General features: G+C 34.2%; 14 protein-coding genes and 1 pseudogene. 5 read left to right on the top strand and 10 right to left on the bottom strand.

The window, feature by feature from the left end; translation table 11 throughout:
* Window positions 1-2 precede the first annotated feature (2 nt).
* Complete coding sequence (locus tag MKY60_RS16435; RefSeq protein ID WP_340930618.1) at window positions 3-1,997, top strand: sensor domain-containing protein; 1,995 nt, start codon at window positions 3-5, stop codon at window positions 1,995-1,997.
* Between the two features lie 78 nt (window positions 1,998-2,075).
* Here the strand turns inward: MKY60_RS16435 and MKY60_RS16430 are convergent, their stop codons facing one another.
* The 5 genes from MKY60_RS16430 to MKY60_RS16410 form a co-directional block, all read right to left on the bottom strand.
* The gene (locus MKY60_RS16430) at window positions 2,076-2,834 is read right to left on the bottom strand and encodes a sigma-70 family RNA polymerase sigma factor (RefSeq protein WP_340931113.1); all 759 of its coding nucleotides are present in this window, start codon (window positions 2,832-2,834) and stop codon (window positions 2,076-2,078) included.
* A 27-nt stretch (window positions 2,835-2,861) separates the two neighbouring features.
* A complete protein-coding gene (locus MKY60_RS16425) occupies window positions 2,862-2,975 on the bottom strand; it encodes a sigma factor (RefSeq protein WP_340930617.1) in 114 nt (37 codons plus the stop codon).
* Between the two features lie 4 nt (window positions 2,976-2,979).
* Window positions 2,980-4,257, bottom strand: coding sequence for a phytoene desaturase family protein (locus tag MKY60_RS16420; protein WP_340930616.1), 1,278 nt, complete (start codon window positions 4,255-4,257; stop codon window positions 2,980-2,982).
* A gap of 126 nt (window positions 4,258-4,383) precedes the next feature.
* Window positions 4,384-6,192, bottom strand: a complete 1,809-nt coding sequence (locus MKY60_RS16415; RefSeq protein ID WP_340930615.1) for a sulfatase-like hydrolase/transferase — start codon at window positions 6,190-6,192, stop codon at window positions 4,384-4,386.
* A 110-nt stretch (window positions 6,193-6,302) separates the two neighbouring features.
* Window positions 6,303-6,833: a TetR/AcrR family transcriptional regulator gene (locus MKY60_RS16410; RefSeq protein ID WP_241598391.1), complete on the bottom strand. Its 531-nt coding sequence runs from the start codon at window positions 6,831-6,833 to the stop codon at window positions 6,303-6,305.
* A gap of 222 nt (window positions 6,834-7,055) precedes the next feature.
* Here MKY60_RS16410 and MKY60_RS16405 point away from each other — a divergent pair, with 222 nt between their 5' ends.
* Window positions 7,056-9,233: an MMPL family transporter gene (locus tag MKY60_RS16405; RefSeq protein WP_340930614.1), complete on the top strand. Its 2,178-nt coding sequence runs from the start codon at window positions 7,056-7,058 to the stop codon at window positions 9,231-9,233.
* A 316-nt stretch (window positions 9,234-9,549) separates the two neighbouring features.
* Here the strand turns inward: MKY60_RS16405 and MKY60_RS16400 are convergent, their stop codons facing one another.
* Window positions 9,550-10,293, bottom strand: coding sequence for a GTP pyrophosphokinase (locus tag MKY60_RS16400; RefSeq protein ID WP_093495173.1), 744 nt, complete (start codon window positions 10,291-10,293; stop codon window positions 9,550-9,552).
* 139 nt (window positions 10,294-10,432) lie between these two features.
* Window positions 10,433-10,687, bottom strand: a complete 255-nt coding sequence (locus MKY60_RS16395; protein ID WP_336285559.1) for a phospholipase — start codon at window positions 10,685-10,687, stop codon at window positions 10,433-10,435.
* Between the two features lie 150 nt (window positions 10,688-10,837).
* Here MKY60_RS16395 and MKY60_RS16390 point away from each other — a divergent pair.
* Window positions 10,838-11,515 (top strand): annotated as a pseudogene (locus MKY60_RS16390) (substrate-binding domain-containing protein); the annotation flags it as partial.
* Between the two features lie 128 nt (window positions 11,516-11,643).
* Here MKY60_RS16390 and MKY60_RS16385 read toward each other — a convergent pair.
* From MKY60_RS16385 to MKY60_RS16375, 3 genes are all read right to left on the bottom strand, one after another.
* Complete coding sequence (locus MKY60_RS16385; protein ID WP_340930613.1) at window positions 11,644-12,090, bottom strand: DUF523 domain-containing protein; 447 nt, start codon at window positions 12,088-12,090, stop codon at window positions 11,644-11,646.
* Between the two features lie 98 nt (window positions 12,091-12,188).
* A complete protein-coding gene (locus tag MKY60_RS16380) occupies window positions 12,189-12,587 on the bottom strand; it encodes a GNAT family N-acetyltransferase (protein ID WP_340931112.1) in 399 nt (132 codons plus the stop codon).
* Window positions 12,588-12,734: 147 nt separating this feature from the next.
* A complete protein-coding gene (locus MKY60_RS16375) occupies window positions 12,735-13,178 on the bottom strand; it encodes a hypothetical protein (protein WP_340930612.1) in 444 nt (147 codons plus the stop codon).
* Between the two features lie 370 nt (window positions 13,179-13,548).
* Between MKY60_RS16375 and MKY60_RS16370 the strand changes: the two genes are divergently transcribed.
* Both MKY60_RS16370 and MKY60_RS16365 read left to right on the top strand, forming a co-directional pair.
* Complete coding sequence (locus MKY60_RS16370; RefSeq protein ID WP_340930611.1) at window positions 13,549-13,893, top strand: PadR family transcriptional regulator; 345 nt, start codon at window positions 13,549-13,551, stop codon at window positions 13,891-13,893.
* Window positions 13,862-14,344, top strand: a complete 483-nt coding sequence (locus MKY60_RS16365) for a DUF2812 domain-containing protein (protein ID WP_340930610.1) — start codon at window positions 13,862-13,864, stop codon at window positions 14,342-14,344. The genes MKY60_RS16370 and MKY60_RS16365 overlap by 32 nt, the downstream gene beginning before the upstream one ends.
* Window positions 14,345-14,398: the final 54 nt, after the last annotated feature.

Below are 14,398 nucleotides of genomic sequence, written 5' to 3'. Positions count from 1 at the left end.
AGATGGACATTGAAATAACAAACTCGCATATTGTTCAGGTAGCAGTTATTAATATAGATGGAGAAATCATTCAGGTAAATCGGTTATGGGAAGAGAATGTTAACAACCCTTTTGCTCTTCAAACAGGCAACGATTATTTGAAATTGTTAAATGAGTTGGATGAATTAGCTGCATACAATGGAATTACAGATGTGTTAAATGGAAAAATGACATACTTTCATACCTCCTATGCTAGTTCCTTGTCTACAGAAATAAAATCTTTTTCGATGCTAGTCACCCCGTTACTTGAAGATAAAATTATAATAGGGGCAACTATTATCCTTAGAGATGTTAGTGAAAATGAAAATGAGCAAATGGAAGTTTATGATGTTTTAGAGAGTATGACAGATGCTTTTATTTCTTTGGATAAGAACTGGAAGTTTACCTATATAAATAAGGAAGCAGAAAAGTTGTTGTTTGCTTCAAAAAAGGAGTTATTAGGGCAGGATATTTGGGGGAGATTTCCAGAGGCAATTAATACAGTATTTGATGAAAACTATACTAAAACAATGAAAAAAAGAGAACAAACCCGCTTTGAAGCATACTATGAACCATTCGATGCTTGGTTCGAGGTCAATTCCTATCCAAAGGAAAATGGAGGTATATCCGTATACTTTAATAATATCAACGATAAAAAAGTAAGAGAAAGAATACTATGGGATACTGCACATCATGATTACTTAACAGAAATTCCTAATCGTTTGCTGTTGTATAAAAATCTAGAAAATAAAATAGCTGACAGTATTCCTTTTGTAATATTCTTTTTGGATTTAAATAATTTTAAACTTATTAACGATGCGTATGGACATGACATTGGAGATGAGTTTTTAGTAGAAGTTACAAACCGGCTGAAAGATGAACTAACAAGTAAATACTTTCTTTCTCGATTTGGAGGAGATAAATTTATTCTTTACACGGAATATATCGATGAATTTCAAGTGCAAAGTGATGCTTATCAAATTTTAGTGGTCATCGAGAAGCCCTTTAAGAACACAGCATTACCACCAATGAATATGTCCGCAAGCCTAGGGGTTAGTATATTCCCAGAGGATGGTAATAATGTAGATTCTTTGATCACTGCTGCTGACACTGCTATGTATGAAGCAAAGAAAATTAAAGGTGATCAATGGATTAGATATAATCGTGAAATGTCAAAGTCATTAAACAGAAGACTTATTATCGAAAAAAGTATAGAACAAGCAGTTATTAACAAAGAAATATACCCTGTTTTTCTACCTCAGGTAGATATTCTAAACAATAAGATTAGGGGAATTGAAGTGCTAACTAGATGGAATCATCCTGAATTAGGTGTTATACATCCTAAAGAGTTTATTCCTGTAGCAGAAGAAACCGGTCAAATAAGGATGTTAACGGAATATATAATTGATACATCATTATTCATATATACTAAATGGGGAAAAATATATAATTTTTCAGAGGAAGTCTCTTTTAATATTTCCTCCACTTTATTAAACGAACCTTCATTTGTGTCGTTTTTATTGTACCAAGTAAATAAGCATTCCATTTCAAGAGATAAGATTGCAATTGAGATTACGGAAAATTCACAGATTTATTCTTCCTCTGTTATTTTAAATCATTTACATGATATCCATGAAGCAGGTATTCGCATAGTTATCGATAATTTTGGTACTGGTTATTCGAACCTAGCTTATATAGTTAATCTTCCATTATCCAAAGTTAAAATTGACAAGTTTTTTATAAATAGCATTGGAAACAACCAAAAGGCAGAAGCAATTCTCCAATCAATAATAGGTTTAGCAAATAATATGAAAATCGATATACTTGTTGATGGCATTAAAACAAAAGAACAGATAGAATTCTTGCATGTTCATAAATGTACATTAGTTCAAGGTCCCTTTTACGATGATCCACTTACCGAAGAACAATTTAACTATCGGTTACAACAGTTTGATATTCAATATTCTGATAGATTATAGAACTATTGATGATTAGCTGGCTTTGGTATGGTTCCGAAGCCAGCTGTTTTTGAGTTTTATAACAAATATCGTCTGGGTTCAATTTTCCGTAATGGGAGAGAAGAAATCATCCACTAATTGAAGTCTCAATTTATCTGGGTTCATTACAATATAAAATTCATTAATTTTGTTACTCTCAATGTAAAAGGTGATGACACTGTATAAATTACTATTCATATAATTTATCATTGCAGGCTGACCATTGACATTTTTTATCTCAAAATAATAATCTGTAGAGGTCTTCTTCGCAATACCATATAAAAACGCCAATACACTCGGTAAAGAATGAATAGGACGTATAGCTGCTTTTACTTTTCCACCACCATCAGAATAGAGGGTAACATTTTCGGATAAAAGCTCTAGTAATATATTCATATGTTGTTGTTCAAAAGCATGGATAAATCGGTTAATAATAGATTTGTTATTTTCAAAGTTTAGACTTTCACTTTCTATACCAGAGATTTTTTGCTTCGCTCGACTTAATATTTTTCGGCAGTTATCCTCTTTCTTCTCTAAGACATTTGCAATTTCTGAATAGGAGAATTCAAAGACTTCTCTTAATAGTAAAGCTGCTCTTTCATCTGGTGCCAAATGCTCCATCATCCTTAAGTAAGCAATACTTAAACCTTCTTTTTGTAGAACATTATCAAATGGATCAAGAGCATGTGCTTCCTCAAACAATATGGGTTCAGGGTTCCATGGGCCCACATATTTTTCCCTTTTGTACCGTGAAGACTTTAAGCTATCTATACAACGGTTTGTCATCATCTTACAAAGATAGGCTTTTACGTTTTCAATTTTGTCTTCTTCAACTTGATAGGCTTTTTAAAAAACTTCATGTAGAAGATCTTCGGCTTCTACTACAGATCCTAGCATACGATAACCTATAGAAAACAATAAACGTTTATACTGTTGGTAAAGTTCATTGGTAATTTGCACAATATCACCTCTGCTCTTTTTCTATTATTTCTTCCGCAGCTTGTTTCGCGCTACTTACTGCTCCTTCAGCCAAAATGGAATGAGATGAGACCCAGTCCCCTGCTAAATATAATCCGGAAATCTCCAATTTAGAACGCTGTAACTTTTTTTCATCTCCTATTTGAGGTAAGCGTTGGTTCACCGTAATATTAGGCATAAAACGGCTTGAAATTTTGTTTTCTTGCCAGCCAGGCTGTATTTTTTCTAAAAATTGCTCTAGCTCGTATTTAAGTACTTTTCCATCTATATTATCATTTGGGTGAAGATATTTGAAAACGTGAAGCACGATAGTATTTTTGTTTTCGGAAAGAATAGCTGCATTTGAATGAACAGAATAGTAAAAAGGCTCCGTTATTTCCATAGCAAAAAATCGATTTGGTTTAGGAAGCTGTCTTAGTGCGACATCTAAAGCAGCCCCCTTTATAGGTAATAGCTTAGTAAAGAAATCCATTTGCATTTGCGTGATATTTTCACCTAACATTTTCATAAGCTCTTGAGGACTGGTTGTACTCAGTAAATACTTACATGTTAACTCCTCTTTAGTAGAAAGAGACAACCTAAAAATATTGTCTACTCTTTTAATTTCATTAACTATTATGCCTGTTTGTATTTGTACTCCAGAGCAAACCGCCTTGTTGTGTAGCTGGTCAATAATTGTTTGCCATCCTTTGTCTATATAAAGTACACCCTTCATTACCATCTGTAGATGGGCAACTATAACACTTGCACTTACTTTCTCTGGGGCATGACAGTAGGTTGCTAGCCTACCGAGAATAAGGAGTAGAGCTTGAATATTTTTCGAATTGGTTAATTGTTGAATCCATAGTTGAAAAGTTTGCTCTGAAAGCTTTTCGATATCCGTACTTTTAAGTTTCAATAAAACCTTCAACCACTCCATACGCTCTTTCCAGCTCAAAAAGTCAGTTGTAAATACTCCTAGTGGGTTAAAAGGAGCAGCATATTCAACCTGGTCATTTATTAATAATCCCTGTAATTTTGGTGACTTACCATATAGTTTTATGCCGAGTTCTTGAAGAATTGGTACAGCGTTTCCTTTTGCATAAAGTGCATGTGGGCCCAGATTAAAAAACTCCTGATTAATCTTATCCGTTCTAGCTCTACCACCAACTTTTTTATCTTTTTCAATGATTAGTGTAGATATCCCTGTTTTAGCCAAATAATTAGCTGCAACATAACCTGCCAAACCACCACCAACTATTACAACATCCCATGTTCCTTCCATAAGATGAATCCCTCCTCTGTTAGTTCATAACTTAAGACGGAGCTGGAGAATGATTTGTGACACTTTAAAAAAGTTTTTTACAAAAGGCAAAAAAGGAATACAAGATTAAAATTAGACGAGAGCGAATTAGTGATCACAGCTCGGCATACCTGGAACAATTCCGCTCGTTGGAGTTAATCTTTTTTGAGTGGATTGTTCATGGAGAATATTTACTATTATTTTCTGAATAACCTTTGACTCAGGTGTTTCATTTAAATGAAATGCAAGATTGCATTCTTCCATTGGGTCCCTTGTAACATTATATAATTCATACTGATCTTCGACTGGGGATTGCTTAGTTGTTGTTATACAAATAGCAACTTCCTTCGTATCTGAAACTGGTTGGGAATCTTTCTGATTTATCTCTTTATCATCTATTCCAGGATTACTCCAAAATTGAGGGTTATCAAAATAACGAGTAAGCTTCCATATCTCTTCTGTTTTTTCTTTTCCAGTAGGCAATTTCAAGATCACCGTTTCTAAATGATTCGGTTGAATAACTGATTCATATGGTTTTCCAGTTACAGAAAATTGGTTCAATCCTTTCGTTACTTCATCATCCGTCATAAAATATATAGGTTCGTTTGCTCGAGTGAATTTGTTATTCCCATTTAGCAATTCTGAGAGATCTCGTCCTACCAATGGATGCACTTCAGTATGGCTTTTTTTGAGCTCATTTTGAGCATCGGTAACATCGATATTTGCGAGACCTAGGAGTGTTGGGATAATGTCTAAATGGCTTGTGATCATGTCAGTTTCCATTGTAGTAGAAAACTTCGAGCTATTGATAATTAGTGGGACGTGCAGGGATTCTTCATAAGCATTATGCCATTTTTGAAATAAACCACCGTGAGCTCCAGTTAGGCTTCCATGATCTGCTGTAAAAACGATAATTGTATCCTCATAAAAAACAGAAGAATGAAGAGCCTGAAATACTTTATACATCTCATCGTCTACCTTTTTTTGAAGAGAATAGTAAAGTTGTCGATAAAGTAGTGAATCGAAGGTAGGTTGTAGTGCTTGTTGATATACATCTCGATAACTCAACTGAGCAGATGGTTTAGTGAGTAGGTTTTCATTAGCTGTAGGAGCAGGTGGAACAAAAGGGAGAGTCGGATCAATTTCAAAATTAAATGAGGGATTAAATCGAGTGAAAAGTCCAAGGAGAGTAATATCATGTGGATTTACAAAGGAGGACACAATGAGCCAGGGCTGATTGTCATCTGAATGTGCATTTTTCTCAAGCGAATGAATTAAATCGACGACCTCGGCTGCATAAACCTCATCCCGACCACTTATCCCGACGCCAGCAGAAGATCCCGAGTTTCGAGGATTTGACCCATGAGGTTCAGGACCAATCCAACCATCGAAACCATAATTGTTCAATCGATTGGCGTGTTCATAAAGCTGTTCTTGTGCACGATTAGATACACCAGTTTTAGTGTTGTAGCTAGGTAGGGCATTATGTGTACCAGGGATTAGAATATCCTCATCGGAAAGATGCCATTTGCCTTTCCAATAGGTTTGATACCCTGCAGTACGAAAGTATTCTCCTAAAGTAGGAACCGTATTATGATCTAACCAAAATACATCAGGGTCGAATGCGCCTTTAGCAACACCAGTTGTTTGTGTCACACCGTGCAGTGATGGATATTGTCCAGTAAAAAGAGTTGCCCTGCTTGGTGAACAAGCAGTACTTCCAATATAATGATTTAAAAATGTCATCCCATTATTTCTCAAAAGCTCTTGTGTTTTTAAATTTTTCATTCGCCATTCTTTTATTGCCTCTGTTTCGTAAACAGTCGGAAATCTCTCTTCATCTACAATCATAAAAAGAATATTTGGTCGCTTTTTATGTTGATGAGAACTTGAAAAGACTTTATTTGATTTGTTCAATTTAAAAACTCCTCCATTTATTTTGTCTATCTATTTAGCTTATGAAAAATGAAGGAGGTGTAATGGATATTTAGTCTAGAGAGATGTCCAATTATTAATAGAGGAAATAGTTACGAAACGTACATACTTTCTAATATTTGTACAACTTTTTCAACGGGAATTTTCATATCATCATTTAACCATTTTCGTATTACTTCGATAGTTCCTCCTGTTGAAAATGAGAAATAATATTCTAAATATGTATCATTTGCATTTGGTAACTTTTTCTTTTCTGCGATTGAATTTTCATAAGTAAAGTTCAAAATTGTATTAAATACTCGAGAGCTACTTTTTTCATTTAAAATAATTTTGCAGAACTCTTTGTTTTCAATTATTAAATTCAAAACTCCATAAAGGGAGTCGTCTCCTGAATTATTTATTTTACTCATCATATTCTCTATCATTTCATCTTCAATACTTCTCATTAAATCAAACGGATCATTGTAATAAGAATAAAAAGTTCCGCGATTAATATCAGCTTCTTTACAAATCTCAGTTACTGTAATTTTATTTAAGTTTTTTTCCTGAAGTAACAGTAAAAAAGCATCTATAATTACTTTTTTACTATATAGGGTTCTTCGGTTTCCTTTTATACCTACCATGTATTTCTCCTCCTACTTATTATTCAAATTAATTTATTATGTCTTTAATTGGACGGTTGTTTTAAAAAATGTTCTTTTAATAACAGGCAGTTCAACATTGTTTATTGTTATCTTTCAATAGCTTTAATATACTATTTCTGTGCCATTAAAACAACAGAATGTATAAATAATAACTCGTTGTTTTAATAGGGAGGGTAATATTAGGATGAGAGGAAGCTTTAAATGGCAAAATATCTTTACAAGTTAGGTAAATGGGCAGCAAACAATAACAAAAAAGTAATCGGCAGTACATTAGCGATTCTGATTGTTATAGCAATCTTTGCACTAAATTTGGGACCAAATTTTTCGGAAGAAATGACTATACCAGGAACAGAATCAGAAAAAGCGCTTCAACTCATGAAAAAAGAATTTCCATCTAATACAGGTGGTCAAGTACAGTTAGTATTAAAAGCACCGGAAAATAAAACCTTAGATTCCGAAGAGGTTAACAAAGTAATTACAGATACATTGATAGCGATAAAAGACAATGATAAACATGTTGTTTCTGTAGTTACTCCGGTTGAATTAGGTAATTTAAGTAAAGATAAAAAAATCGGTTATGCTGTTGTTGCTTACGATGTGGCAGCCGATAAAGTATCGGAAAAATCAAAGGACAATATTATTGAAAATATAAAAGAGACTCGTGATGCTGGAATTCAAACGGAGTTAGCTGGTGATGTTGTATTTTCTGAACTGGAAATTGGAGGAATCACAGAAGCTATTGGAGTAGTTGTAGCCTATGTTATATTGGCAATTACTTTTGTCTCCTTCTTAGCGGCAGGAATGCCAATCTTAATGGCAGTTATAGGATTAGCTATTGGTCTATTATTGATAGTGATTGGAACAAATTATTTAGATATCACTTCTGTTTCGATAACCTTAGCTGCAATGTTAGGACTGGCAGTAGGTATCGATTATGCTCTCTTTATAATGACTCGGTTTAGACAACAAAGGAAAGAAGGATACTCCGTTTCAGAGTCTGTAGCAATTGCAACTGGAACAGCTGGTAGTGCCGTAGTGTTTGCTGGGATAACTGTAATTATTGCACTGTTAGGTTTATCTGTTGCACAAATACCATTTTTAACTATGATGGGTCTTTCTGCAGCACTTTGTGTTCTATTGGCAATATTGATAGCAGTTATTGTGGTTCCTGCCTTTTTAGGAATGATGGGCGAAAAAGTAGGACCAGATAGAAAAAATACTTTATTAAGCAAAATCAAAAGTGATAAAAAACAAACTACTTCCGATAGATGGGGGAATTTTGTAGCAAAACACCCGTGGAAGGTTGCGATTGTTGGAATTGTAGTTCTTGCTATAATTGCGACTCCTATGCTCCATATGGAACTTGGTCTCCCAGATAACGGTTCGAAAAATGAACAGACAACGGAAAGAAAAGCATATGATTTACTAACTGAAGCTTATGGACCTGGCCATCATGCAACGTTACTTGTAGTTGCTAAAACCTCAAGTGAAACTACCAATTTACAATTGGCGTTAAATGATACTATAGAAGAGTTAAGTGGTTTATCAAATGTAAAAAGTGTTAGTCCTGCAATTCCTGGACCTTCAGGTGAGCTATATCTTATTTCTATTACTCCAGTGACAGGGGCAAACGATTCAGCAACAAAAGATCTTGTAAATGATATTAGAAAAAGGTCCGATTTGTTGGAAAAATCCGATCATATAACATTAATGGTTACAGGTTCTACAGCAGTAAATATTGATATATCACAAAAATTGAGTGATGCATTGCCAGTATTTGCCCTATTAATTATTGGATTTTCATTCGTTTTATTGGTACTAGTATTTAGATCTATTCTAGTTCCATTAAAAGCAGTTCTGGGCTTTATACTTTCATTAGGTGCAACCCTAGGATTTACGGTATTTATTGTACAGGATGGAAACTTGATTGATTTATTTGGATTTCCTATTGCAGATCCAGTATTAAGTTTCTTACCAGTAATTGTGATAGGAATTTTGTTTGGATTAGCAATGGACTATGAGGTCTTTTTAGTTAGTAGAATGCGTGAAGTTTATACACATACAGGAAATGCACGAGAGGCTGTTTTAGCTGGGATGAGAGATAGTGGCGGAGTAGTTACAGCTGCTGGTTTAATCATGATTTCAGTATTTACTGGATTTATGTTAGCACCAGATCCAATGATTAAATCAATGGGCTTAGCACTCACATTTGGTGTTCTATTCGATGCATTTGTAGTAAGAATGGCTATTGTACCTGCAGTAATGATTATAATGGGGAACTCAGCTTGGTACTTACCAAAGTGGTTAGATAAAATACTTCCGAATTTAGATATAGAGGGAGAAGCATTTATGAAAGAAGTGGAAAAAAACAAAAAATAATATTTCGGTCGGTGAATAATCCAAAAAACTCTTAAACTACACACGTTTTTATGAACAAAAACAGGACCTATTCTATTGCCCGTTAATGCGGGACAAACGCCATAAGATTACCAAAAAAAAGGGGATGCTGGTTGTGACGTAGGTCACAACCAGCATCCCTAAAAATTTACTTGGTAATAATATAGCAACAAGTCTGTCCAAAGCACTTCGGAAAGCTTAGAAACAGGTTTTGAATGTAAAGGACTGGGTGTCTTTTTACCCAATTTTTTTATTGAAATTAATAATATTTTAAACTAGCCATTTTAAACTAGCCATTTTATTTAACTTTTTCTAGCATTTCTAAAAAAGCGGGAGGAATGGTTATTTGTTGGTTTGAATTGCTTAGTAACTTGGTTAACTCATCTACTTCGCTAATTTTATTTTCACCTTTAATTATTTTAACTTCATTATGCAATCTTTCCATTTTCTCATCTAGTGCAAATGCGGAATCTGCTGCTTCTTTCAACTCGATTAATAGTTGTTCTGGTACAAATTGGTCGTATTTATAAAAGATTTTATGTTCAAGGCTTGCCCAAAAGTCCATCGCAATAGTTCGTATTTGCACTTCTACTGTCACAATTTCCTTCCCGTCCGACATAAAAACAGGAGTTTCCAATAAAACATGTAAACTCTTATAGCCATTGCTTTTTGGGTTTTTGATATAGTCTTTTACTTTCAATACTTTTATATCACTTTGTTTTTCTAACATGTCAAACACCCGATAAATATCAGAAATAAAAGAACAAGTAATCCGCATGCCAGCAATGTCTTTCACATTTTCTCTGATGCTTTCTACTGAGATACCCTTACCTTTTCTATTAAGTTTTTTCAATATACTTTCTGGGGATTTCAATCTAGAATTTGTATGTTCAATTGGATTATACTCATGGATCATTAGAAATTCTTCGCGTAAAATTTCAATTTTTGTTTCAAGCTCATTTAATGCAAATTTATACAACAGCATCATTCGTGTCATTTTCTTTTTCATCTGCTGAAACTGTTCTACTTGCTCTTGATTCATCTATAAGGACTCCTTCAATAATATGCCTGTGAAAATAATAACAAATTTGTCCTAGCTAAACAAACTTATTGCTAAGTAAAACCAGCAAAAGGAATTATAATTGGGCTTGCTATCTTTATAGATTACGAATTAAATTTCTCTAGTATCTAGAGTTTTTACAAGTAAAAGTTGTTTGCAATTTCATATAATTATAGAGCGTTCGAGCATGTCTACCCTTTTGAGTATTATTGTTTATTTTAGGATGTAGCCGACGGAGAAATTCGCGATCACATTCACAACGATTATTTCCTCTTCTATAACAATCATCATGTGCTTTACAAGCTGTATCTACGTCATTTATCGGCGCACCAGGACCGCTACAACCGGGTCCACACCAATTATACCCGGGGAACACGCAAAAACGGGGCTTTCCATTTCCTCTACGTGCCAAATTAAAAACCTCCTTAGAATGTTTTATTACTTATAGTCTATTCTGTAGCTTTAATAATGTATAAACTCTTACCCACTTAAAGAATGTCCGATAGTTGGTGATAAGTGCCAACTAACAAAACAAGCAAGTGATGTAGAAGATCTAATTCAACAAGGGGTAGATTTAATCCTTATTAATCCAACAGATTCAGAAGCTGTAGTTGCAACAGTTGAAGCTGCAAATGCTGCTGATATTCCAGTTATTACAGTTGACCGCAGTTCTGAAGGTGGGGATGTAGTAGCTCATATTGCTTCTGATAATATTGCTGGTGGCGAACTAGCTGGAGAATATTTACTTGGGTTAGTTGGAGAAGGTGCACAAGTCGTTGAACTTGAGGGTATTGCAGGTTCTTCTGCTGCTCGTGATCGTGGTGAAGGATTTAACAATATTGCAAATGGTAAATTAGAAGTTGTTGCTAAACAAACAGCGAACTTTAATCGTGCAGAAGGTTTAACAGTTATGGAGAATATTTTGCAAGGTAACCCAGATGTAAAAGCAGTTTTTGCACATAATGATGAAATGGCTCTAGGTGCACTGGAAGCAATTGAAGCAGCTGGAAAAGATATTCTAGTAGTTGGTTTTGATGCTACAGGGGATGCAGTAAAATCAGTAGAAGACGGTAAACTTGCTGGTACAGTAGCTCAAAAACCAGATTTAATCGGTCAAAAAGCTGTAGAAGCAGCAATGAAATCACTAAAAGGTGAAAAAGTAGAAGCTTCTATTCCAGTCGAATTAGAATTAATCAAAAAATAATAAGCATTTTGGTTCCACATACAATAAAAACTAAACAAATAACTAGTATAAGAAATAGCGTCCATGACCGAAATATCGGTTATGGACGCTGTTTTAATAAGATGTGAGTAGAATAACTAAAGGGAATTTTAAACAAATTGTTCTTCTGATATTACTTGTAATCCATTTCTTTTAAGTAAGGCAGAAGTAACTCCATTTCCAATAATTTTCTTCCCCTTAAATTCACCATTGTAAATCATTAAACTACCACAGGATGGGCTATTCTCTTTAAGAACAACTATCGTTGCATTTATCTTTTTAGCCTTTTCTAGAGTAGCATATGCTCCTTTTATGTAAATTTCAGTAACATCTCTACCAGACTTCTCAATAACCTTAGCTTTTCCATCAAGTACGTCTTCGCCGTCTCCTCCTATTATTTCAGCAGGTTCTCTGGGAGTTGAAAATCCTCCCAGTAATTCTGGACATATTGTAATAGCTTTATTTTCTTCCACTAATTTACGTAACTTACTATTTAGAATGTGAGTTCCATTATATCTTACCTCTAACCCTGCTAAACAGGAGCTTACTAATATCATTAACTAACATCCCTTCAATATAATCTCATCCCTTCAATATAATCTCATTCCTTAATAAAGGTATTTCATACATGGCAGTTGAATAAGCATAATACTTACTAACTTTCTAAAATACATTGGAAACGTTCCACACCTGGATACTTTTCTCCTAAACTCTTTATTTTAAATCCACAATTCTTATAAAAATTCACAGCCTCTTTATCGGTCTCAGCAAAAATATTAGTTAATGAATGTTTAACTTTTATAAAACTAATCATTTTACTTCCTATACCTTGTCCTCTATGGTTTGGAGAGACTGCAATATGCCTTATTTCACAACGTTTTAGACCTAAAAGCTCTATTCCTATACAACCGACAACTTCATCTTCAAAGTCATATCCATACAACGCTAGAACTGGAGATTGGATATATAATCCATATTCTCTCTCGATATTCCTTTCCGAGGTTGCGAAGGATAATAGTTTTCTCAAGTTAGGTTGAATAGGTGGTGATTTCATTTCTTTCACAATGACGTCCCTCCTGGCATTAACCTGCAGCTTATTTCAATAAGATAAAAGAACTCGTTAGTTTGAATATGATTATGAAAATATTGAAGTTACTATTCAAATCAATAAGAGAAGATGGAACCTCATAATAAACCGCAATTATTCTTCTAAAACTTCTAAATGTAATAAATCATTCTGGTCACGTTGTAATTCAGATGTATACCATCCTGATTGGATAATATCACTTTTATTACGAGCGAAATATTTATATTCCACTTGTGGTTCACTACCAAATATTACGCCTATATAATACGGATTCGAGGATTCATAGCCGTCCTCACGGTGAGGCACTGTCCTATATTCCCACGTTTCCGCAGGGTACTGTTCTTCCAAATGGATCTGTATATAACCTAATTTTTTTTCGATTTGAATATCAATCCAATATGGACGTACAAAATAAAAGAGAACAAAGGACACCCAAAATAGAAGAGCGAATCCCTGAATAATTTTTCTCCATGTTCCTTTGAATATAAAAGAAACTAATAGAACAACTAGTAAAATTCCGCCGACTATCATCAATTCAATTAATTCTACTGGATGCAATGAATCCCCCCCTTTTTAATCAGTTTGTTCTTCAACTAAACTCCTCCGTTAATTTAAGTGTAATCTTTCATAAATTTTTTAATATTCTAACATAAATATCCAGTTGAGGAAGATGTAATGTGGTTGTCAGCATGTCATTCTACAATATATCAGCCTTTAGCTTTAACGTTGCCTTAAGAAAAAAAATCTCATTATGTCAAATAGGATCTTTTTTATCAGCCCAGAACCTGGTTCTAAAACAACATTGTATTTTCTGGAAATGGACTTTTTAAACGGATTGAATAGTCAAATTTTTTTGACATCTATACTGGGAAATAATACTATTGCGTTAAACGACATATCGTTTTGCATGGTATAAGGAGGCTTTGCAGTGGCATATAACAGTGGTCCTATGACGGAAGCAATGTACTATGTGTTATTAGCACTAATGAATCCAAGTGACAGATATAGACTGATGAATGTAATAACAGATGTTTCACATGGAAGAGTGAATATGGGACCTGGAACACTTTATGGAGTTCTTGTCCGTATACAAAAATCTGGTCTAATTACTCTATCGGAGGATGATGGTAGAAGAAAAAAATACATAATTACAAATGAAGGGAAAGAAGCTCTGCAGAGTGAATATAATCGGTTAGCAGCGTTAGTTAATGATGGAATAATTCTGAAAGAAGATGATGTGGATGAAAGTAGTTCTAAAACTGAGACCGAGTAATTATTGGCGTATTGGTGAGCATGAGAGTTGGTTTACCGATATGGCCAAGGAAGGGTTGCATCTAAGAAAGGTCGGCTCAATATTTGTGCATTTTATTAAAGAGAAGCCTAAAGAGACGAGGTACAGGATAGATGCAATACATAATAAAGAGATTACATTTGAGCAACAGCAAATGTATGCTGAAAGTGACTGGTCTTATGTTACAAGGTATGGAATGTTTAGTGTGTTTTCATCTCCAGTTGAGTTAAATGCCCCTGAATTACATACCGATCCTGAGGAACAAGCCTATACTCTCAAAGCTCTTGAAAAAACGATTGTTAATAGTGCTTTACTGGCAACAATTATTACTTTAATACTAATTGGATTAATCTATTTTTTTTATTTGTTAACTCCACACCTACTTTATCCTTCGTTGAAGGTGAAATTATTCAACCTCTGCCTTTATTTATAATTATTTATTTTACTTATAGCTTAATAAGTGCCGCAGTTGGAATACGTTCTTTAA

It is taken from the genome of Psychrobacillus sp. FSL K6-1415 (genome assembly GCF_038003185.1).
In the GTDB taxonomy this organism is placed as follows: domain Bacteria; phylum Bacillota; class Bacilli; order Bacillales_A; family Planococcaceae; genus Psychrobacillus; species Psychrobacillus psychrodurans.
The sequence above is the reverse complement of the archived record's forward strand: the minus strand, read 5'-3'. Positions and strand labels throughout refer to the sequence as shown.